Raw genomic sequence first — 22033 nt, forward strand, 5'->3', positions numbered from 1 at the left:
CGGACGTCTGTGCTTGTCTCTGGAAATGCTTTTCCCAGGGCGTGGTAACTCCGATCGGCTCGACATGCTCGTCATCGGATCGGTCGACGTCGACCTCGGGCTCCGGATCGACCGGCTCCCGAGCGCGGGCCAGACGATCGCGGCGACGAGCACGTTCGAAGGGTCGGACGGGAAGGGCGCCAACCAGGCCTTGGCCGCGGCCCGCCTGGACGGGCGCGTCGGCCTCCTCGCCGCGTCGGTTCGGATGCGGCCTCCGCGCTCGAGCCCCTCCGTGACGCCGGCGTCGACCTGCGGCATCTCGTCGAGGTGCCGGGGGTACCCAGCGGACGCGCGGTGCCGCTCATCACGGGCGACGACAACGCGATCGTCGTCACGCCGGGTGTGAACAGCCACCTCGCGACCTCAACCGCTTCTCCGTCGGATCGCTGCCGGCCTCGATGAACGACGCCGTCATGCAGCCTTGACCTCGAACCGCACCACCCGCAACGACGCGCGCGCAAATCCGATCGGAAGTGAAGACCCTCGTGACCCCCGACACCCCGGCTCAGAAGAAGTCCCTCGTCGAGACCAACGGTGTGAACCCCGTCCCTGACAACGAACGGCGCGGCAGCCCGCGCGGTCTCTTCGCGATCTGGTTCGCCTGGAACATCTCCATCCTCGGCATCAGCTACGGCATCTACGTCTTCAGCCTCGGGCTGAGCGTGCCCCAGGCGATCATCGCCGGCACGATCGGCTACCTTGTCTCGTCGGCGTTCGTCGGCATCCTCGCTGTCGGAGGTCCGCGCACGGGCCTGCCGACCCTGACGCAGACCCGGTTCGCCTTCGGATTCGTGGGCAACCGCGTGCCCGCCTTCTTCGCCTACCTGTCGAACATGGGGTGGAAGGTCACGATCATCACGCTCGCGTCCACGACCGGCGCCAACCTCTTCTCCAAGCTGTGGCCGGCCGTCTTCGCCAACTCCGACGGCAGCAGCTCGACCTTCACCATCGTGCTCTGGTTCGTGCTCGTGCTCGCCGTGACGATGACGGTCTCCGTCCTCGGCCACGAGCTCATCATGAAGGTGGAGGTCTGGATCTCCTGGGTGACCGGCCTGATGACGGTGATCTTCCTTGCGCTGATCATCCCCCATATCGACTGGGCGCGCCTCGGCGACGCCCCGGCCGGCGGTCCGCTCGCCGTCGTCGGCGGGACCATCATGGCCATGACCCTCGTCGGCATCGGCTTCCTCAACTACGGCGGCGACTTCGCCCGTTACCTGCCGCGCAAGACCCCGGCCGCGGGCGTCATCGGCTGGACGATCTCCGGTCTCTCCGTGCCGACCGTGATCCTGCTCGTGGTCGGCGTGCTGCTCGCCGGGAGCGCGCCGAAGCTCGGCGAGGCGGCGGCAGCGGACCCGATCAGCGCGCTGACCGACCTGCTCCCGCTGTGGTTCTTCATCCCGTTCTCGATCGTCATCGTGATCTCGCTCGTCTCGGCCGCGATCACCGGCATCTACTCGTCCGGCCTCGCGCTCCTGGCCATCGGCGTCCCGCTGCGCCGCTCGACCACCACGGCGATCAACGCTCTCATCATCGCCGCCGGCGCCTTCTACCTGCTGTTCGTCTCGACCTCGTTCCTCGCGACGTTCCAGTCGTTCCTCTCCCTCATCGCCGTCATGATGGGGACGACGGGCGGCATCCAGATGATCGACTTCATCCGCCAGCGCGGCCTCGGCTGGAACACCGACATGGCCAAGCCCTTCGGCTCCGGCGGACGCGACGGCCGGTGGACGGCGCTGGTCAGCCTCGGCGTAGGCACCGTCGTCGGTCTGGGCCTGGTGACAAGCGCGGACCCGAACTTCGCCTATGTCACCGGCTTCTTCCTGACCGACGAGGCCAAGGGCGGCGTGTTCGGCGCGAGCAACATCGGCGTCGTGATCGCGATGGCCGTGGGCGCCGGGCTGTACGCGCTGCTGACGTTCGGCTTCAAGCTCGACCCGAAGCCCGACTACTCGCGTGTGCCGGCGGGGCAGCCGGAGCCGCAGGCGGTCGAGCAGTGACGATCGGGCCCGCCGACGAGAAGCTCGAGCGCTTCCGCGACCCGGACTTCTGGCATCGCCCCGCCAACTACTGGTTCTGGCACCGCATCCCGACCGAGGACGAGATCCTCGAGCAGCTCACGACGATGCGGCAGGCCGGCTACGGCTCGTTCCAGGTGGCGGTGCGCCTCTCCTGGCCACTGCGGGAGTACCTGTCAAGCGAGCACCTCGCGGCGGTCAGGACCACCGCGGACACGGCCCGGCGACTCGGGCTCCGCATGGGCATCTACGACGACTACAACTGGCTCTCCGGTCACGCGGGAGGGAAGACCGTCGCCGGGCACGACTCCTTCCGCGAGAGCCACCTTTTCTGGACAGCGTCGACGGTCGTCGACGGCCGCGCGGAGCTGACCGTCAGCGGCATCCATGCCACCGACGTCGACTGGCTGCTGGAGCAGGGCGCGGAGTGGGTCTTCGACGGCGGGTCTCCACGCTGGGCGGACTGGGAGCTGCAGGGCGTCTTCCTGCGCTCGGACGACGGCGAGGACCGGGACGTGACCGATCGCGCCACCATCTCCCGCAGTGGCCCTGATGGGGCGACGGTCGCCGTGGAGCTGCCCGGTGCCCCCGCCGGCGCGCGCGTGGCCGCCGCGCTGTCGGCGCGCTGCGCGACCTCCCGCATGATCGACTATCTGGAGCCGGCTGCGGCGCGCCGGTTCACGGAGGTCGGGCTCCAGCCGTACGTGGACGCCCTGAGCGACCACATCGGCGACACCGTGGTGTACGTGTTCTTCGACCAGCCGCACTCCTGCTTCTGGGACTGGACGGAGCGGACAGGGACGCTCGGGTCCTCGCTCATGTACTCGACAACGCTCCGCGAGGCCGCCGACCGGGAGCTCGACGGCGGGTGGCGCGGGATCCTGCCCCCGCTCCTCTCCGACGATGCCGGACAGGCGGAGGTACGGGCGCGCTTCTTCTCCCTCTACGCCGCGACGGCGACGGACGCATTCCTCGGCACCGTTGCCGACTGGTGCCACGAGCACGGGCTCCTCCTCTCCGGGCACGAGGTACTCGCCCACGTCGGGTCGTGGGACATTACCGACGTCGTGATCGCCGACGACGTGCGCTCCAACTTCGGCATGGACTACTTCGCGATCGACGCGTTCCGGGACGTGACCGCCGTGGACGCGCGGAACAACGACGCCCAGCTGAGCGCCAAGTTCGGCGACTCGGTGGCGCGCGCCCACGGGCGCAGCGGGTGCATCGTCGAGCAGTACTACGCGCGGGTCGAGCCGGGCACGCACTTCGGGGCGGGGCAGTGGGAGCTGCGGCTGTCGGACATGCGCGCGCAGGCGATCCGGCACCACCTGCTCGGGGCGCGCCAGTTCCTCGAGCACGCGTTCTGGCTCACGGACGGCGACGAGCGGGACGGCCGCGAAGCGCTGTTCGTCAACCCGCGCTTCGACTTCCCGCCCGGGATGAACTTCGAGCCCTGGTTCGGACATCATCGCGCGTTCGCTGACGAGTCCGCGGCGCTGTCGCAGTTCCTCGACGAGTTCGAGCCCGACACGGACGTCGCTCTCGTCTATCCGCTGAGCACGATTGCCGGGCTCGGCCCGGCACACCCCGCCGGCGCGCACTTCGCCGTGTGGGCGGAGACCATGGCGCGTCACGGCGTGCCGTACCGGATCGTGGACGAGAGGGCCGTCGCCGGCTCGCGCAGCGACAGCGGGCGCGTCCGCATCGGCGACGCCGACTACCGCTGCGTTGTCCTCCCGGGCGTGCAGCTGACGCCGGCCGAAGGCCTCGGGGAAGCCCTCGCCGGCGCCCGCGCGGCCGGGGTGCGGGTCGTGACGTCCGGGCCGACACCAGGCGCCGGTGTCGGCGCGCCGGCCCGTCCCCCTGCTCCCGAGAAGGTGCTCGAGCTCCTCCACGACGTGCGCGGGGGCGACGCGATCGCGATCACGCCGGTGGATGGGAGGACCCTCTGGACGCGGACCGGCCGTGACCGGGACGCGACCTTGTACGCGGCCGCCTTCAACGACGCGGACACGCCGGCCCATCTGGTCGTGGAGCTCCCGGAGGGGAGATGGCGCGTCTCCCGTTGGACGCCCTCGACCGGCCAGGTCGAAACCCGCGACGCCGGCCGCTCGTCCGTGCTGCGCGTCGAAGCCCAGGAAATCGTCTGTGTCAGCGCGGCGCGCGTGCCCGAGGACGAGATCCCTCTGACGGACGGATGGATGCTCGCGCTCACCGGCCGTGAAGGGGTGCCCGTGAGCGTGGAGACGCCGCTGGAGGAGCAGCTCCCCGAGCCACTGGACGGTGCGGTCACCTACGTCCGGCAGGTGCGGCTCCCGCCGGGGGAATGGGAGCTCGTGCTCGACGGCGTGCAGGACGCCGTCGAGGTGTTCGCCGACGGCGAGCCCGTCGGGCGGGCCGCGTGGCCGCCGTACCGCTTCGCCCTCGGCCGGTTCGCCGGCCGGGAGGTACGGCTCGAGATCGCCGTGGCGCCGAGCGCCGCGGACCGCTACTACCGTGGATCCCCGTTGCGCGGGCGCTCCTCGAGCCGCTCGGGCATCACCCGGCCGCCCCGGCTCGTGTGCGCGTCGATCGGCGACTGAGAGGACGACATGCTCAAGCACATCCACCCGCTCATCGGCCCGGAGCTCCTCGCGGCGCTCGCCCGGATGGGGCACGGCGACACGCTCGCCGTCGTCGACGCCAACTATCCCGCTTACGCGTCGGGCGTCCCCGTCGTCCGGCTCGACGGCGTCGACGTCGTCACCGCGGTCGACGCCATCCTGACCCTGCTGCCGATCGACGACTTCGAGCCGGAGCCCGTCGCGCGGATGGCCGTGGTCGGCGATCCGGACGCCGTCCCTCCGGTCGCGCGCGAGGTCGGCGACGTCGTGGAGCGGGTCGAGGGACGGCAGGTCCGCGTGCGGGTCGTGGACCGGCGCGACTTCTACGCCGAAGCCCGCCGGGCCTCCGTCGTCGTCGCCACGGGCGAGACCCGGGCGTACGGATGCTTCCTGCTGACAAAGGGCGTCATCCGCCGCTGACCGCCGCTCGGAGGAGCGGAACATCCTCCGCTGTGCGGAGCCAGTCACTCGGGGAGAGTGACGGTGTCCGGGCGTCTGTTCGACGGTGGGCGCGGAAGGCGAAGTTGTTCATCAGGGTGCTCTGCGGGAAACCTCTCGCGTTCGGTTCCGGGTCATCCGCGAGCCCTTGACTGCCTGACGCACATATTCGCTCGTGAAATGAGGACGTACATGCGCCGGAGCACCCTTTCGGCCCTCGCGGCGGTCGTGACCGTGCTGGCCGTGAACGCGCCCGCCGCGTCGGCCACACCGGAGGACTCCTTCTTCGGCGGGAGGCTGCCGCTGAGCGCGCCGCCCGTGAGCACCACCGTGGCGCCCGGCGTGACCCTGACCTCGATGTCGCTCGGGGCCAAGGACAGCGGCGACTACTGGACGGTTCAGGTGTACCTGCCCGGCACGATCGACGGGCCGCTCAACACCGCCAACACCGCCCTGGGAGCGAAGGAGATCGCCGACCGCGTGGCCGGGGCGGTGCGGGAGAAGGGGTTCGAGCCGGGGGTCGAGGAGGTCTCCTCACCCGCGTACGCCGATCATCCGGCGGGTACGCTCGGCTGGATCGTCCGGGTCGGGCGATACGCCACCAGCGCCGAGGCGTCGGCCGCGCTCACCAAGATCAGGGCGGCCGGGTTCGCCGGAGGCACGCGCTACACCGCGCAGGACGGCACCGACCCGGGGGCGCCCCAGAAGGTGCACGTGCTCCGCGTGGACTTCCGCGAGTTCGGCGGCACGGTCGGCACCGAATTCGGGCCGGCGTTGAACGGCACGGAGAAGCTGACCGACCTCGCCGCCGCGACGGGCGCGGTGGCCGGGATCAACGCGCAGTGGTTCTACAACAACTCGCCCGGCGGCATGTACGTCAAGGACGGCAAGCTGATCGGCTCGGCCACGCAGGGGCGCGCCGGAATCAAGATCACCAGAGGTGGGCGGTCGGTGGACGTGGACGCGTACACCGCCCACGTGAGCCTGCGGGCCGGCCGGGAGAGTGTCGAGATCGACGGCGTCAACCGGGTGCCGGGCGAGATCTGGAACTGCGGCGGCGTGGGCGGCGACCAGCCGACGGAGAAGCCGCAGCACGACCTGAAGTGCACCGACAGCAGTGAGCTGGTGCTGTTCACTCCCGAATGGGGCACGCCGCCCGCCGGCGCGGGAGCCGAGGTCGTACTGGACGCCGGCGGCAAGGTCACAGCGGTGAACACCTCGCGCGGCGCGGGCGTCCCCACCGGCGGGTCCACCGTGCAGGCCATCGGCGACAGCGCCGCCTGGCTGCTCGAGCACGCGAAGGTGGGCGAGCGGCTGCGTGTGAGCGAGCGGGTCGAGGACAGCAGGGGCCGGCACGTGGCGCTCACCCCCGACACCACGATCCTCCAAGTCGGCCCCACCCTCGTCAGGGACGGGAAGGTGTCGGTGAACGCCGCGGCCGACGGGCTCATCCGCGAGGGCACGGATCAGACCTTCACCTACAACTGGGCCGTACGCGCCAACCCGCGGTCGATGATCGGCATGGACCGCCAGGGGCGCCTCATGCTGGTCGTCATCGACGGGCGGCAGGACGGCTACAGCGAAGGGCTCGGGATCGCGCAGACCGGTGAGCTCATGAAGCTGCTCGGCGCGCGTGAGGCCATGAACCTCGACGGCGGCGGCTCCAGCGTCATGGTGACCTCGGGCGCCGGCATTGTGAACCGGCCCTCTGACGCGACGGGCCAGCGTTCGCTCGGCAACGTCTTCCTCGTCCGCCCGTAGGCGGGCGAGCAGCCGGCACGGGGCCCTTGTGATCAGGGGCCCCGTGTCCATGCTCGGCGACCTCCAACTCGAGCTCGCCAAACCGATCAGGATTGAAGAAGCGATGGTTGCCCGGCCTCCGTAGCGTGAGGCTCATGTGCATCGCCCCTTACGTACAAAGGAGACAAGGCATGAAAGCGCACGTGAGCTCGATCCTCCTCGGCGTCCGGGACATGGAGGCGTCCAAGCGGTTCTACACAGAGGGTCTCGGCTGGAAGGTCCAGCACGATTACGGCGTCTCGGTGTTCTTCGAACCGGACGGCGGCTCGCCCGTCGGCTTCTACGGTCGCGAAGGCCTGGCAGACCAGGTGGGCACGAGCCCGCAGGGCAGTGGTTTCAGCGGGCTGGTCCTCACCTACGTAGTCCGCAGCGAGGCGCGGGTCGACGAGATCATCGCGGAGGCCGAGAAGGCCGGCGCTACGATCCTCAAGCCCGCCGGCCCTCTGCCGTGGGGCGGATACGGCGGTTCTTTCGCGGACCCGGACGGCTACATCTGGAGCCTCGGTTACAGCGCCCAGGGCGAGGACCAGCCCTACGCGGAGTAACCGCCGAAGAAAGCCTCGGGCGAGTGTGGGCGACCCCTGTCTGGGTTGCCCACCGCTCCAGTTCGTGCGATGAGCCCCGAAGTAGAGAATCGTCCCAGGCCACAGCAGGTGAGCACGGCCAGACGGCCGACCGAGTCGGCTGGCAGCTTCTCAGGTCAGTGTTGGCGGGGCGTCGCGCAGGGTGACGCTGGCGTGGTTCTCCTGGAAGCTCTGGTCCGAGACAAGAGTGAGCCGGGCGGTGGACTGGAATTCTGGCAGCGTGACGGAGCCGCAGGAGACCATCGTGGTCTTGAGCTTGGCGATCGTCAGGGCGAGCCCTTCGTTGAGGTCGCCGGCGTAGGGGACGTAGCCGTCGACCCCTTCCTCGAAGACCAGCCCTTGGCCTCCCTGACCGTAGCGCTGCCAGTTGCGGGCGCGGTTCGACCCTTCGCCCCAGTACTCCTTGACGAAGCCGTCACGGGTGGGCAGCTTCGCGCCGGCTGCCTGGTCGAAGCGCGCGAAGTAACGGCCCATCATGACGAAGTCGGCTCCCATCGCCAGAGCCAGGGCCACGTGGTAGTCGTGCACGAGCCCGCCGTCGGAGCAGATCGGCACGTACTCGCCGGTGCGCTCACGGAAGGCGTCCCGAGCCGCAGCGACGTCGAGAACCGCGCTGGCCTGGCCGCGGCCGATGCCCTTCTGGTCGCGGGTGATGCAGATGGAGCCGCCACCCACGCCGACCTTGACGAAGTCGGCACCGGCCTCGGCGAGGAAGGTGAACGCCTCACCGTCGACCACGTTGCCGCCGCCGACCGGGATCTCCGGATAGTGCTTCTTCACCCAGGTCAGTGCCTGTGCCTGCCAGTCGCTGTAGCCGTCGGAGGAGTCGAAGCACAGCACGTCCGCGCCTGCTTCCAGCAGGGCCGGGACGCGCTCTTGGTAGTCATGAGTGTTGACGCCCGCGCCCACGCGCAGGCGCTTGGCGGCATCCACGATCTGGTTCGGGAAGCGCTTGTTGTCGGTGTAGTCGGATCGGAACACCAGATGCAGCAGGTGGCCCTCAGCATCCAGCACCGGAAGGCAGTCCAGGCGTTCGTCCCACAACCGGGCGTTGGCCTCAGAGAGCGTGATGTCGGGGCCGGCATGGGGAAGGTCGGCGAGGGCGGTCATCCGGCCGCTGACCGGTCCGTCGAGGTCGTGGCGTTGGGGGTGGAAGTCGCGGGACGTCACCAGTCCGAGGAGGCGGCCGGTGGCGGTCCCGTCGTGGGTGACCGCAGCGGTGCTGTGGCCGGTGCGGCGCATGACGTCTGCCAGGAGGCTCAGGCTGTCGTCGGGGCGGACGTTCGTGTCGCTGGTGACGAAACCGGCCTTGAAGTTTTTCACCTGCCGGACCGCTGCGGCCTGGTCCAGGACCGGTTGGTTGTGGTGGAGGAAGCAGAGACCGCCGTTGCGCGCGAGTGCAATCGCGAGATCCGGTGTGCCCACGGCCTGCATGATCGCGGAGGTGAACGGGACGTGCAGCTCGAGCGCCGATACTTCGCCTCCGAAGTGCCGCACCAAGGGCGTGCGCAGGTCAACCGCCGCAGGCGAGCAGTCGGTGCGGGTCCGGTTCGGCAAGAGCAGATATTCGTTGAACGTCCGTGAGACCTCGGCGATAATCTGTGCCACTCATTCCTCCTGACTCGTCGACCGGGACCTGACTGCCCCGTAGTCGAGATCGCCTCCTCGCCCCCAAGAGGGCAGGCATCGCAAGGCAGCCGTGGAGGTGCCCCAAGCCGCAGAGCTCATGGCTGGCCCCGTGGATCGCAACAGGGTGCGGTCGTGACTTGGCACCCTATCGATCGCCTTACTTTTGCCGACAGTCAGGGGCACCGATGCCCTCAGACCAGGAGTCCCAGGGTTTCGGGCGGCTCGAGCACCTGCATCGTGGGCCTTCAGGATGAACCCGAGGGCGGGCTGCTGTGGACGCTGACGGCGCTGGCTTACCAGTGGCGCACGGCGGCCAGGTGCATGACGTGCGGGCGGGGTCGGCACGGGCCGGCGCGCTGGGCCAGGCCGCAGGCGGTGCGGCGCAAGGTGGGGGCCGCCAATCGGGTGGGCATCGCCGCTTGGGCCTGGAGCAGCGGCCAGGTGGACTGACCGCAGAGCGGCCATGCCGCGGGCCCGCGAGGGCGGACGGCAGCGGCGGGATCAATCCGGGCGGGCGGATTCGGGGCTATGAGCAGGGGATATGTCAGTCGTCGTGGGCGATGAGCATGAGTTGCCGCCACAGCAGCACCACGAACACCGCGGAACCAGCGAAGGCGAACCAGAAGGGCGCTGCGACACCGAGGCGGGTGGCCAGGACACCGCCGATCAACGAGCCGACCACCAGACCGGCGTAGACGCAGACGGTGTTGACGCTGCCCACTCGGCCCTGCAGTTCGCGCGGGACCGCGCGCTGGCGGACGGTGACCGAGGTCGTGCCCCAGATGAACGCGTGCGCGCCGAAGGCCAGAAAGATGCCCCCGGCGACCCACGGCGAATGGGTCAGGGCCAGGCCCAGGTGGGTGAACGTTTCGATGATGAGTCCGATCCGCATCAGGGCGCCGAGGCTCACCCTGCGGGTGATGGCTCCGTACAGGCCGGTGCCGATCAAGCCGCCGATCCCGCCGATGGTGGTCATGAGGCCGAAGCCTATGGCGCCGAGGCCGAGCTGCTCCTGGGTGTAGAGGACGAGAACCGACCAGGCCGCGCCGAACGTGAAGTTGAAGATCAGGATGGTGAGCGCCAGCGTGCGGACCGCCGCGTGCTGGATCGTCCAGCTGAACCCGGCGATGAGTTCCCGTACGGTGCCGGGCTTGGGGGTGTCGGCCTGTCGGCCGTGCGGCGGCAACGTGATCCGGGAGACCAGGACGATCCCCGCCACCACCAGGAGCAGCTGGCTCGCGAACGGCCAGGTCAAGCCCAGGCCGAACAGTGCCGCGCCGATCGGCGGCCCGGCGAGCTGGTTGAGCGTGATGAACCCCGTACCCAAGCGGGCGTTGGCGATGACGAGATCGTCCTTGCTGACCATCATGGGAGTCAGCGTGGCCGTCGCGTTGTCGGCGAAGACCTCGGCGATGGACCGGAGCGTGAGCGCCACCAGCGCCGTCGCCACGGTCACGGTGCCGGTCACCATGAGCGCGACGAGCGCCGCCAGCACCACGGCCCGCATCGCGTTCGCGACGAGCACGATCCTGCGCCGGTTGTACCGATCCGACAGCACGCCCGCATACAGGCTGAACAGCAGCGGAGGCGCCCAGCCCACCAGGGCCGACAGCGAAATCATCAGCGGGTCGCGAGTCAACGTAGCGATCAGCAGTGGGCCGGCCGCGGCCGCGACGCCGTCACCGAGATTTGTCAGCCAGCTCGAGGCCAGCAACCACCGGAATCCTGTCCCCAGCCGGGCCGGCAGGACTCGCTCCACCACTGTAATCACGAGCGCAAAACCATACGTTTGGAGAAGCATCTACGGCAACGCGTTTTCGCGTCCACGAGCCGGGACAACGTCTTCAACCGCGACTTCGCCATCCCACCGGCCACCACGGCCGGTGGGGAGGCCGACCATGCCCCTGACGTGCTCATCCGGCACGGCCAGGCGTCATCGCCTGCAGGTGCTGACTAACCGGGCCGGCTTCAAGGCCGCGTCGCGACGGTCAGGGCCTACGACGGTCAGGGTCTGCACTGTCAAGGCTTGCAACGGGCCGGGTCGCCGTCCAGGAAGTCCTTCCTGCCTGTCTTCGTGTTCTTGTTCCCTCCGTCCCACGTCAGCACTTCGCCGCTCTTGAGACCCTCCAGGTCCTCGACCGTGAACGGCACCTGTCCCCGCACGCCCCTGTCGCCGATGCTGCCGTCGACGTTCGCGATATACAGGACGCCCCTCCGCAGGGCGGTGAGTTCGCCGCTCGTGGTCAGCCAGCCCTCGGGCGGGTCCTGGAAGACGCGTATGTCTTGGGCCGACGCGGTCCAACTGCGGTTGTGCACGCTCCAGCCGGCCAGCTCGCCGTCGTCACCGGTGTCGGCGATGACGGAGAAGTCCCGCGCGACATAGCCGGGACAGTGGGCCAGCAACAACCTGACCCCACCGTCCTGGACCCGTTCGACGGCGAGTACGCCTTCGTGCGTGGGTGTGCACCCCGTACCGAAGAAGGCCAGAGCCGTCAACGCGACGGCCGCGCGCCTGAGCCCCGGCCTTCTCCTGTGATTCATCCTCGTGTCGTCCTCTCTCTTCTACGGGATCGGCCCGTATTGCAGCGGGTGCCAGTCCAGGTAGCCGCCCCACCACAGGTTGGCGTCCACTTCGAAGTGGTTGGTGGCCCAGGGGGTGCCGGTTTCCTGCATGGACTTCGCGGACTCGGCGGCGTAGTCGGTGGGGAAGGAGGCCGCGTCCATGTGCGTCCACTGCTTGGAGTGCACCGCCTCGTGTCTTTCGAGGTCAGGCCCGTACTGGTCAGCCGTCTTACGGCCGGCGGTCCTGGCGATGTCCTCCCTGCGTTCCTTCTCCTCCCGCAGCCGGTTCAGGAAGTGCTGCTTGGAGTACGGGTAGAACAGGACGTCCCCGATCGTCATCGGCTGGTCGCCGCCGGGTGAGCCGCCGTAGCAGACGTACTGGCGGGAACGGCGTTCGCAGGAGTTGCCGCTCCAGCCCGGCGTCGCGTCGTAGACCAAGGCCAGCTCGTTCGCGCCGTTGGCGTTGTTGAGCCAGTGGAACGGGTGCAAGGCCAGCGCCGTCGGCAGGTAGACCGTGCCGTCCCCGTGGCAGTAGCATCCGCCGGGCGGCGGCTTCGGCGGTGCGTTCGGGGTCGGGCTCGGTGTCGTCCGGGGCTTCTTCTTTTTCTTCTGCGACGGCGGGGTGACGGTGTCGGTCTTCGGGTCGTAGCCGACTTCCTCCTGCACGTCCTTGGAGCAGTACCTCAGATCGTACTGGCAGGAGTTGGGCTTGGAGCCGATCTCCTCGCCCGTCGGGTCGCTGAAGGTGGCGGGGTTGTTGTTCCCGTACGAGTAGCCGTTGAGCGACTGGCCCTGGTCGGTGGAGAGCACGGGGTCCACGCTCAGGAACCTGCCGGTGAGCGGGTCGTACATGCGGGCCCCGACGGAGGTGAGCCCGGTGGCGTCGTCGGCGGGTTTGCCGAGGAATCCCTTGTCGTCGGGCCAGCCGCCGATCGTCGTCCCGCGTACCGCGCCGAACGGGGTCGTGTAGCGCTTGGTGACGGCCTGGCTGCTCGCGTCGACCGCCAGCGAGGACGTGCCGTGCGCGTCGCCGGCGGGGAAGAAGACCGCGTTCGTCCCCGTCTCCGTGGTGCGCACCGCGATCACCTGGGCGTTCGCGGTGTAGGAGCGGGTGGCCCAGTTCTTGACGTCGGTCCCTGTCTTCTTCGAGTGGATCTCGGTGGCGCCCAGGTAGAGCACGCTTTCGCCGTCGCCCATCGCGCGGCGGAGCAGCAGCGTGCCGTCGGCGTCGTACAGGTAGGCGGTCTTCTGCGTGCCCTGGGTCAGGGTGGCGATGCGGCCCTGCGCGTCCCAGGTGAGGGTCTGGCCTGGGCGCGCGGTGGTGTTGCCGGACTTGTCGTAGGAGTAGGTGGCGGTCACGCCCGTGCAGGAGCCGGTCGTGACCGTGGTCAGGGCGTGCCGTTTGACGGTGTCGCCGTAGCAGTAGGTGCTGGTGGAGCCGTTGTAGTCCGTCTGCGTGGCTCGCAGGCCCGAGTCGTTGTAGGTGTAGCCGGTACGGTACGGGGCCGCGCCGCCCACGGTCTTGCTGGTGCAGTCGTCGGTGGCCGGAGTCCATGCCTCGGTCAGGCGGCGCCGGCCGTCGTAGGTGAAGCACTGGATGTCGCTCTTGCCCGCGCCGTCCTGGGTGGGGGTGTCGGCGATCTCGGTGACATTGCCCGCGTCGTCGTAGCGGTAGGTCAGGTCCAGCGGTTTGACGGGGGTGGACTGAGTGGTCACGAAGGATCTCGTGAGCCGGTCTGTCCCTTCCTCATAGGTGTTGTTGACGTAGGTGCGCTTCGCGTCGTTGGATCCCGACAGTGCGAGGCTGAGCTGCTGGAGCTGGCCGATGGCGTTATAGTCGGCCGTCTGCAGGTAGTCCTGGGTTCCGGTGACCCCGATGACCTGCCCGGTCGGGGTGTAGGTCAGGTTGACGGTCTCCTCGGCGAGACCTCCGGCCGCGGGCTCGGTGACGTTCTTCGGAGTGCCGTCGAGGTTGTAGGAGCGCGTGAGGGTGTAGCTCGCCTTCGCCGCTTTGGAGGTGACCATCGGGTCGTTGGGGTCGATGTCGATCTCGGTGCTGGTCGGGCGGTACTGCGCGTCGTAGGTGAGGACCTTCTTGGTGTAAGCCTTCCCCGAGTCGTAGCTGGTCGCGGAGGTCAGCGCGCCCTGGGCCACCGTGTCGTACGTCCAGGCGGCGAGCTTGTTCGCGTCCGTGCGCGACCCGGACCACAGCCCGGTCTTGCGGCCGAGTTCGTCGTAGCCGTACAGCAGCACCGAGCCGTTCGCGCCGGTGATCTTGTCGGTCTGGTCGAGCGTCGTGTAGCCGATGGTGCTCGCGCCCTTGTCGGGGTCGCTGATGCCGCTCTGCCGCCCGAACAGGTCATAGGTGTAGGACCATCGGGAGCCGTCGGGGCCGGTGACGGTCGCCTGCTTGCCGTCGGGCCGGTAGGTGAAGGAGGTGGAGGTGTGGCCGCCGGCCGTCGCGGCGCCGTACTGGGTGTCGGCGGGGGAGGGCGAGTCGTACTCGCGGCTCTCGACGGTGCGTCCCAGCGCGTCGGTGATGGTCCGGGTCGCCTTGCCGCCGGTCAGCGCGCTGACCGCGGTGGAGTCTCCGGTGTAGGTGGTGGTGGTCGTCCACTTCTGCACGCCATAGGTGAGGAACGCGCTGCTGATCGCGCGGCCCGCGCCGTCGAAGACGATGTTCGACTGCTTGGGCGCCTCGCCGTACTCCTCCCGGGTGTAGGTGGCGTTGGGCGTCTGCTTGGAGTCGAAGATGTCGCTGTAGGTCTCGTAGGCCAGGCCGCGCGAGTCGTAGCGGGTGTCGGTCAGCAGGCGGCCGCCGAGCGGCGTGGGCCGCTGCGTCTGCATGGGGCGCAGCAGCGAGTCGAAGATCTGGTACGACCAGCTCGCCGTGCTGGACGACTTGACGGTCCCGGTGCCGATCGAAGGGGCCTTTCCTCGTTCGTAGACGTAGGAGTAGGCGATGCTGGGTGTCTGGCCGCCGTCCTTGCTCCGGTCGGGCAGCCACACGCCGATGAGCCTGCCCAGGCCGTCGTAGGTCTGCTCGGTCTTGGCGTTGTTCGCGTCGTAGGTGCGTTCAGGCAGGCCGCGCGTCCCGTCGAGGAACGTGGTGGTCTTGTGCTGCTTGGCGTTGACGACCACGGTCTTGGTGGGCACGCCCGCACCGCTCGGCGTGTACGTGGTGGTGGTGGGGTTGCCGCCCGCGTCGGTGCTGGTCAGCGGCCTGCCGAGCGCGTCGAAGGTGGTCGTGGCCGTACGCTGCCAGCCCGTCGGGGGACGGTCGTCGCCCGTGACGGCCGCCGGGTAGCCAGTGGCACGGCCCGTCCAGGTCTCCTCTCCCTTGACCGGCTTCTGGCCTGCCGACCATCCGGTGGCGGCGGCGTTGTCGTAGACGGTGGCCGTGTCGGACAGCACGTCCCCGGCGGTGGCGCCGCCGGTCGGCAGTGACAGGTCGGCCTCCTTGACCGAGCAGGGGCGGCCGGTCACGCGGGTACGGGAGACGAGCGCGTTGACGCCCTTGGCGTCGTCGCGCGCGTACCAGGTGCGGGTACAGGTCTCGTCGCCGCTCTTGGCGGTGTCGCCCGTGCTGTCCTGCCTGACCGCCATGCCGTACTCGTCGTACGTGGTGGCGGTGGTGAGGGTTCGCCAGGTCTTGGGGACGGTGAGGTAGGTGTGCTCCGAGGTCTTCCCGGTGCGCACGTAATACGCCTCGGTGTCGGCGTACGACTTGTGCTGGGTCGCGGTCCTGGCCGACCAGGGGTCGCTGACCGTCACGTCGACCGGGTCGGCGCCGTTGAAGGTGATCTCCTCGCGGGTGAAGCCCGCGAACTGCTCGGAGTCCGTCAGGTCGGGCACGTCGAGTCCGGAGAAGTCGAGTCCGGGCACGGAGGCCGCGCGCCGCTTGTCGGGGTCGACGGTCCTTGGGTCGGCGGACTTGAGCAGCCGGTCGCCGTTCATGCCCTGAAGGTAGACGGAAACGCTCTTGGAACGGGTGTTGCGGGTGTCGCCGACGTAGGTGGTGACCTTCTGGTACCCGCGCCAGATCGACCAGGTGCGCTCGCCGGCCGGGGTGAACGGGCTGTCGTTGTAGTGCCAGCCAGGCTTCTCGTAGTCGTAGGAGTATTCGGTGAGCGGGTTGTCCCCGGCGGGGTCGGCGGTGTTCACCGCCAGCACCCGGTACTTGTTGAACCAGTCGATGGAGGCGTCGGTCGCGCCGTTGACGTGCCAGAACTGCGGATAGCAGGACAGGGAGTCGTCGTCCTCGGCCTTCGGCATCAGCGAGCCGCGCACGCATTCCGGTTCGTTGTAGCTGACCGTGGTGATCGCGCCGGTCTCCGAGGTGATCGTCTCGATGCGCGGCCTGGTCAGCGGCAGGATGTTGCCGCCGCCCGGCTGGGTGCCTCCGGCCACCCGGTTGGGCCGCATCGCGTACGTGAACGAGACCGGATCCAGGGGCAGCGGAGTGCCGGTGTACCCGGTGTGCACGATCGACATCAGCGACAGCGTCTGGTCGGCCGAGGTGCCGATGTCGCCGCCGTCCAGGTATTTCTGGGTGAACGCCCACTGATCGACCGGCTTGTAGGCGGTACCGGACAGGACCGAGGTCTCGATCTTCACCAGCCGCTTGCGGCTGAAGAAGGCGGGGCTTTCCGAGTGGCAGTCGTCCTTGGACTCGTCCTTGGTGCAGACGGCGTCGAAGGGTACGTCGGGCCAGTTCTCCGCGGTGTCCTTGGTAAGGCTGCCGCAGTCGGCGAGCGTGCAGCGCTCGGCGTAGGAGAAGGTCACCTGGTCCGGGGCGGTCACGGTGAACAGCGTGTCGGAACGCTGCCCGTAGAGGATCTTGTCAAGGTAGCCGCCGCGCGTGTAGAGGGTGCTCGCGGTGTCGGCCTTGTTCTTGCGGTAGTAGTTGGTCTCGGCCGTGTACCAGTACGACATGGCGTTGCCGTGGGTGTCCTCGACGTAGTCGAGGTTCCACCGCCACGCCTGGACGACGGCGCGGTCGGCGAAGGTGTCGCCCTTGTCGTAGCCGGGCTCGCCGGAGTCGTCGCCGTACACCGGGGCCGTCCACACCGAGTTGGTGCGCTGGGTGCCCGCGTCGGTCAGCTTGTTCAGGCCGAAGACGTACTTGGTGCCGTCGCCGGTGATGACGGTCCAGTATTCGCCGTCGTCGTCGCCGTTCGCGGCTCCCGTGGAGTGGGTGACGGTGGCGGCCTGGTCGTTCTTCATCCGCCACTTGCCGCTGGTGTCGTCCTTGACGAGTTCGGTGGACTTGCCGTTCAGGACGAGCGAGGCGTTGTCGTACTTCCAGCACTGGTCGTACTGCTTGTCGTGGCCGTCATCGTCGCAGGAGCCGTACTGGCGGTCGATGTAGGAGGTCGCCGCCGTCTCGAATCCCTCGCCCACCGAGGTGCCCTGGTTGTTGCTGGTGGCGGTGCGCCCGTCCACGCTGCCCGAGTCGTAGGACAGGTCGAGTGCGGGCGCGGGCCCCGCCGCGGGCTCCACCGGGGCCATCGGGTACGACCAGGTGAAGGAGCCGGAGTTGCCGCCCGCCGCCCAGGTGGACGACGAGGCCAGCGGGGTGGCCGAGTAGTTGCCGCTGCCGTCGGGCGCCTCGCCGCCTGTGCCGGTGGCCAGGGCGGTCGCGGCCAGCACGGCGGGTGCGGCTCCCAGGGTGACCGGCGCGGACAGGGTCTGCGCGGTGGCGGAGTTGACGGACTCCAGCGAGGTCTGGGTGCGGCACTCCTCCAGGTGTGGTGTGGTGAGCGCGCAGGCAGGCAGTTGCACGAGACGCAGACGGCCGCTCCATCCGCCGCCGTATGTGGAGGCGAAAGCGGCATAGCCGATGCTCAGGTTCGCGCCGCCCTGGGTCTGCGCCGAAGCGGTCAGCAGCACGCCGTCCACTCCGGCGGCCTCGGCGGCGGCCCGGTCGAACACCTGGACGCGCGCCGCCTGCGAACCGGCCACCTTGGCGGGAGCTGGGATTGCTGGCGTTTGGGCCGGGGCCGCGGGGGTCAGGGTGATGGGGAGTCCGCCCACGGTGACGCTCGCGGTGCCACCGAGCGGAACGTCCGCGGCACCGCCCGCCGGCCACCGGGCGGCCTCGCGTTCCTTGTCGGCCCGACCGGCCCAGGCGTCGTTGCGGGCCCTGGACGCCTCGACCCGCTCGCGCGCCTCCTTCGCCCCGGCCGCGTTCATGGCCCTGACCTTGCTCGATCGTTGTTTCTGCACGGGAGGGGCACCAGGCTGCCCCTGCGCCGCGGTGGCCGAGGTCGTCAACCCCACCGACAGGAACATCGCCGCCACCACCGCTATGGCGGTCGCCAGGGCAGCACGTAATCCAGGCCGACGCATGACCCAACCTCCTTAGAGGACAAAAGGAACCCGGTGATCAACCGGGGAAGCGAGAGGTGCGGGGACCGGGGTGCCGGCCCCCGCACTCGCCGTCAGTCACCGATGACGGCGTCGATCAGGTCGGAGTCGGACACGGCGCCCGCCCACAAACGCAGATCAGTGATCTTGGCGGGCAGGAAGTGGTCCCACGACGTCGTGCTGAAGCCCTTGCCGACCGCGAAGTCACCCGACCCGGCCGCGGCGGTGTAGGCCCTGTCGAGGTCGTTCTGGTCGTGGCCGACGTAGAGCCGTACGACGGGCCCGTCCGCCGCCAGCGCGTCGTAGACGCCGGTCAGCCGGACCGCGGTCTCCATGCTCGCCGCGGTGTCGGAGCTCACCCAGCTCTTCGTGCCGTCCTTGTTGACCCGGCCGAAGCGCCAGAAGCCGACCGGTACGGTGATCTCGTTCCCGTCGTCATCGAGCTGCGTCTCCTTCCCGGTCAGCTCGAACCAGATCCCCCACGACGAGCCGTCAGCCGTGCGCTGCCCGGCCACCTGGCCGATCGAACCGGTCGGCATCGCGAGCACCTTGTCCCGGTCGAGCTCGACCTTCGTGGTGACCGTGAACGAGCCGGTGTCGTCGACGACCGGGCCAGGAGTGGTGGCCGCGTCGTCCACGCCGTCCAGGACCAGGCCCTCACCGTCCAGCGACGCGCCGCCGGCCATCGTCAGCGACCGGCCGTACCCGGACAGCGAGTCGGGCAGCGCCGGACCGGTGACGCCCGACGGGTTCCAGTCGGCCACCAGCTCCACATCGTTGCGCCCGGACACGGGGGACTCCGAGCGCGCCTCCGACGCGATCTCCTCCGGGGTCAGGACGCGCTGCCAGGCGGCCACCTCGTCGATGGAGCCGGGGAAGTAGTACTGGAAGACGTTGGCCCACTTGTAGCGACCGATCTCGAACGGACCGGTGGCGGACCACGCGCCGGGCGCTGTGGTGGTGCCCTGCGACACGCCGTTGACGTAGAAGCTCAGCTTCTGCGTCGCCGGGTCGTAGCTGCCCGCCAGATGGGTCCAGGCGTTCACCTGGGCCACGTTGTTCTTCGCGCAGACCGCGAAATACGCCTTGCCCGTCGCCTCGTCCTTCTCCTTGACGCCGAAGCACCAGGACACGCGGTCCTTGTCGTACCAGAGGGCGAAGGGCGTGTAACCGCCGGATCCGTCCTGCGACAAGACGATGCCGGCCGCGTTCGTCTTGTCCAGCCGCACCCAGGCCGCCAGCGAGTAGGGGGAGCGCGTCTCAAGCACCGGCCCCGAGGTCGCCGCGTATCCCGATGCGCCGTTCAGATGCAGGCCCTTGTCGGTTACCGGGACGTCCAGCGGTTGGCCGCCGTCGTCGTACCACAGCTCGCCGCGTCGTCCCAGGTCATCCCGTACGGCGCCGCTGGAGAGAGTGGCGGGGTGGCTCGCCGTGGCCGAGGAGTCGGTGGCGGTGCCGGAGCCCTCGTCGAAGTGCCACCTGGCGACCGGTCCCGCGCCCGGGGACACCAGGAAGTCGACGACGGTGGTGGCGCCGAACCGGCCCAGGTTGTCCTTGGCGCGTACGTACAGGCTGTAGGTGCCGGAGGTCTGGGGCGTGATCACGGGCTTGGCCGTGGAGCCCGTGATGACCTTGGCGGTGCCGGTGGCCTGGCGGTACTCGTACGAGACGTTGTTGGTGTCGCCGGACGCGGGCGCGAACGTGAAGGTCGCGCTCTGCCCGGGACCGCCGCCCAGCGCGCAGCTGGTGGTGGTGCACGCGCTGTACGGGGCGCCGACCGTGACCACCGGCGCCTTCGGCGCGGTCGGGTCGACCTTGAAGTAGCACCATCCGTACGTGGCGTCGTTGGCGGGCCCGGACAACCACTTGGTGTAGTTGCTGTAGTAAGAACGCGTCCACGACTTGTAGCGGTACAGCACTCCTTCCGACAGCGTCGGCGTGGAGGCGGTGACCCTGACGTTGTCGGCGACGTGTCCGGTGCTCGGCGACTCCATCGTGGCGAAGGCCGCCGGCCAGGTCCCGTCGGCGTTCTTCTTCTCGACGTACATCTCGGCCCGCAGCAGCGCCCCCGACTCGCCGCCCGGGGCGGTCTGCGGGATGGACGCCAGCAGGGGCGTGGGGTCGGAGACGACGGCGGGCGCCGCCGCGTTCGGCTCGCACACCGCGCCCGAACCGGTGACGACGCCGATACCCGTCGGCGCCGCCGGCACCCCCACATAGTCCACGGCCAGCACCGCGTCGTTCCTGAACCGCTTCCAGGCCGACGTGTCGCCCTCGTCGTGCGCCCGCAACTCCAGCGTGAGCTTGGAGAACTTGCCCGCGGCGAAATCCCGTACCGTCGGGGTCAGGTTCTCGTTGGGCTCGTCGGGATTGTCGTTGAAGTCGATCGGCGCCGCCGGCTCGTCCGGATCGCAGGCCGAGCCACGACCCGCCGACACGTAGCGGTCGACCATCCAGTCGAGCTCCTTGGGCCGGCCCGACCAGGTCGTGGCGGAGGTGAGGTTGTTCGTTCGCACGAGGTCGACCCACCGGGGAGAGCACTGGAACGCCCACGGCTCGGTGACGCGGAACGTGGCGTCCAGCACGTACTTGCCCTTGAGGCTGGCGGGCGAGAACTGGAAGTACAGGCGCTGGGTGTAGCCGGGCCCGCAGTAGTAGCCGTTCCAGCTGCCGCAGTGGCCGTCGCCCATGCCCCGGTTGTCGCTGCCGTTGCCCCAGTTGTACGACGTGTAGCCGTCCGAGCGCAGCAGCATCCTGTCGCTCTCGCCCCAGGTGACAGTCGGGTCGATGTAGATCGGGTAGGCCGCCTTGTCCTTCTGCTTGAGCAGTTTGACGTCGGGAACGAGGGTGAGCTTGCCGTTTCTCACCCGGATGGGCAGTTCGGCGTGCCGCGCCCCGGGAGCCGGCCCGTCGGCGGCGGTGGCGGCGCGTGGCGGGGCGAGCTCTTTCATGGTGCTGACCTGGCCTGCGGTGGTGTCACCGGTGGAGTCCCACATGGCGGCAGGCGGCGAGGAGAAGACCTCGGTGGCGTTGCCGTCGGTCGCGGACATGCCTCCGTCCTCGGTTTCCGCCACCTTCAGCCCGGACGAGCTGATCGCGTACTCAAGGTTGCGCAGTGCCGGGTTGTCTGCGGCCTCGGGGGTCTTGACGACCAGAACCTGGCGGAAGCCCTCGGTCGTCGCGGTCATCCTGAGGTCGACGTCCGGCAGCACCTCGGGGTAGGTGGCGTTCGGCCCGTCCAGCACCGGCGCGGGCAGGGGCCCCGGCCATCCCAGTGCGAGGGTCCGGCCGTCACGCGTCATCGTCACCAACTCGGTATCACCGCCCCCGGAGAAACCGATCCGCACGGCGGCGGCCACCGGCCCCACGCTGCCGTCGGCGCGCCGCTCAAGCGTGGCATCGGGCGCGGCCCACGCGCCGTCCGCGCCCTTGACGCGTACGGGCACCGTCGACTGCTCCAGACGGAACGAGGCGCCGTCGGGATTGGCGTAGGTGGTGGTGAACTCGGTGCTGGCCTCGGTCACCTCGACAGGTTCCCCGTCCTCGGCCGCCTGGCTCTGCGCCCGCTGCCACGCGGTGAGCCGGGCGGCGGACTCGGCCCTGCCCACATCCGCCGACGCTGCGATGGAGGGCAGGGCCGCCCCTAACAAGCCACTCACCACGACCGCGGCGGCGAGCGCGCGCCAGCCCCGCGGACCGGAATCCACGAACACTTGTGTCTTCCTTCCCTCACACACCACCCCCGGCCCATGGATGGGCAGGCACTGGCTCACCTATACGAGGAATGCGGGCTCGAAAGTGTGATGCGATCTCGGAAATTGTGACGTAGATCACGTGAGCGGCCTTGGTGGCCCTCTCATCGGTGATCGTCCGCCATCACCGGCCTCGCCTTCTACGGGGTCCTCCTCTTCGGCTGCCGGGACAGCGTCGTGTCCTTGTTCAGATGCCCGAAACCTCGAAATAGCGCACGGGCCTGCATCTCCGCGAGACG

11 protein-coding genes are annotated in these 22033 nt (G+C 69.3%); 6 read left to right on the forward strand and 5 right to left on the reverse strand.

Annotated elements, in window-relative coordinates; genetic code table 11:
* Positions 1 to 512 precede the first annotated feature (512 nt).
* The 5 genes from ACQPWU_RS09275 (at position 513) to ACQPWU_RS09295 (ending at position 7443) form a co-directional block, all read left to right on the forward strand.
* On the forward strand, positions 513 to 2039 hold the full coding sequence (locus ACQPWU_RS09275) for a purine-cytosine permease family protein (RefSeq protein WP_433438418.1): 1527 nt from the start codon (positions 513 to 515) through the stop codon (positions 2037 to 2039).
* A complete protein-coding gene (locus tag ACQPWU_RS09280) occupies positions 2036 to 4639 on the forward strand; it encodes a hypothetical protein (protein WP_433438419.1) in 2604 nt (867 codons plus the stop codon). The genes ACQPWU_RS09275 and ACQPWU_RS09280 overlap by 4 nt, the downstream gene beginning before the upstream one ends.
* Before the next feature lie 9 nt (positions 4640 to 4648).
* Complete coding sequence (locus ACQPWU_RS09285; RefSeq protein WP_433438420.1) at positions 4649 to 5080, forward strand: RbsD/FucU family protein; 432 nt, start codon at positions 4649 to 4651, stop codon at positions 5078 to 5080.
* 210 nt (positions 5081 to 5290) lie between these two features.
* Positions 5291 to 6859, forward strand: coding sequence for a phosphodiester glycosidase family protein (locus tag ACQPWU_RS09290; RefSeq protein ID WP_433438421.1), 1569 nt, complete (start codon positions 5291 to 5293; stop codon positions 6857 to 6859).
* A gap of 170 nt (positions 6860 to 7029) precedes the next feature.
* A complete protein-coding gene (locus tag ACQPWU_RS09295) occupies positions 7030 to 7443 on the forward strand; it encodes a VOC family protein (protein ID WP_433438422.1) in 414 nt (137 codons plus the stop codon).
* A 150-nt stretch (positions 7444 to 7593) separates the two neighbouring features.
* Here ACQPWU_RS09295 and ACQPWU_RS09300 read toward each other — a convergent pair whose 3' ends face one another.
* Positions 7594 to 9090 (reverse strand): IMP dehydrogenase, encoded by a 1497-nt coding sequence (locus ACQPWU_RS09300; protein WP_433438423.1) that lies wholly within the window; start codon positions 9088 to 9090, stop codon positions 7594 to 7596.
* 258 nt (positions 9091 to 9348) lie between these two features.
* Between ACQPWU_RS09300 and ACQPWU_RS09305 the strand changes: the two genes are divergently transcribed.
* Entirely contained in the window at positions 9349 to 9561 is a 213-nt protein-coding gene (locus ACQPWU_RS09305) for a hypothetical protein (RefSeq protein WP_433438424.1), read from the forward strand.
* 94 nt (positions 9562 to 9655) lie between these two features.
* Here ACQPWU_RS09305 and ACQPWU_RS09310 read toward each other — a convergent pair whose 3' ends face one another.
* The 4 genes from ACQPWU_RS09310 to ACQPWU_RS09325 form a co-directional block, all read right to left on the reverse strand.
* Positions 9656 to 10882: an MFS transporter gene (locus tag ACQPWU_RS09310; protein ID WP_433438425.1), complete on the reverse strand. Its 1227-nt coding sequence runs from the start codon at positions 10880 to 10882 to the stop codon at positions 9656 to 9658.
* A 248-nt stretch (positions 10883 to 11130) separates the two neighbouring features.
* Complete coding sequence (locus ACQPWU_RS09315; RefSeq protein WP_433438426.1) at positions 11131 to 11652, reverse strand: hypothetical protein; 522 nt, start codon at positions 11650 to 11652, stop codon at positions 11131 to 11133.
* A gap of 21 nt (positions 11653 to 11673) precedes the next feature.
* Positions 11674 to 18024, reverse strand: coding sequence for an RHS repeat-associated core domain-containing protein (locus ACQPWU_RS09320; protein WP_433438427.1), 6351 nt, complete (start codon positions 18022 to 18024; stop codon positions 11674 to 11676).
* A 92-nt stretch (positions 18025 to 18116) separates the two neighbouring features.
* Positions 18117 to 21755, reverse strand: coding sequence for a LamG domain-containing protein (locus tag ACQPWU_RS09325; RefSeq protein ID WP_433438428.1), 3639 nt, complete (start codon positions 21753 to 21755; stop codon positions 18117 to 18119).
* Positions 21756 to 22033 lie beyond the last annotated feature (278 nt).

Origin of the sequence: Nonomuraea sp. CA-141351 (assembly GCF_050944675.1) — a bacterium.
Lineage (GTDB): Bacteria > Actinomycetota > Actinomycetes > Streptosporangiales > Streptosporangiaceae > Nonomuraea.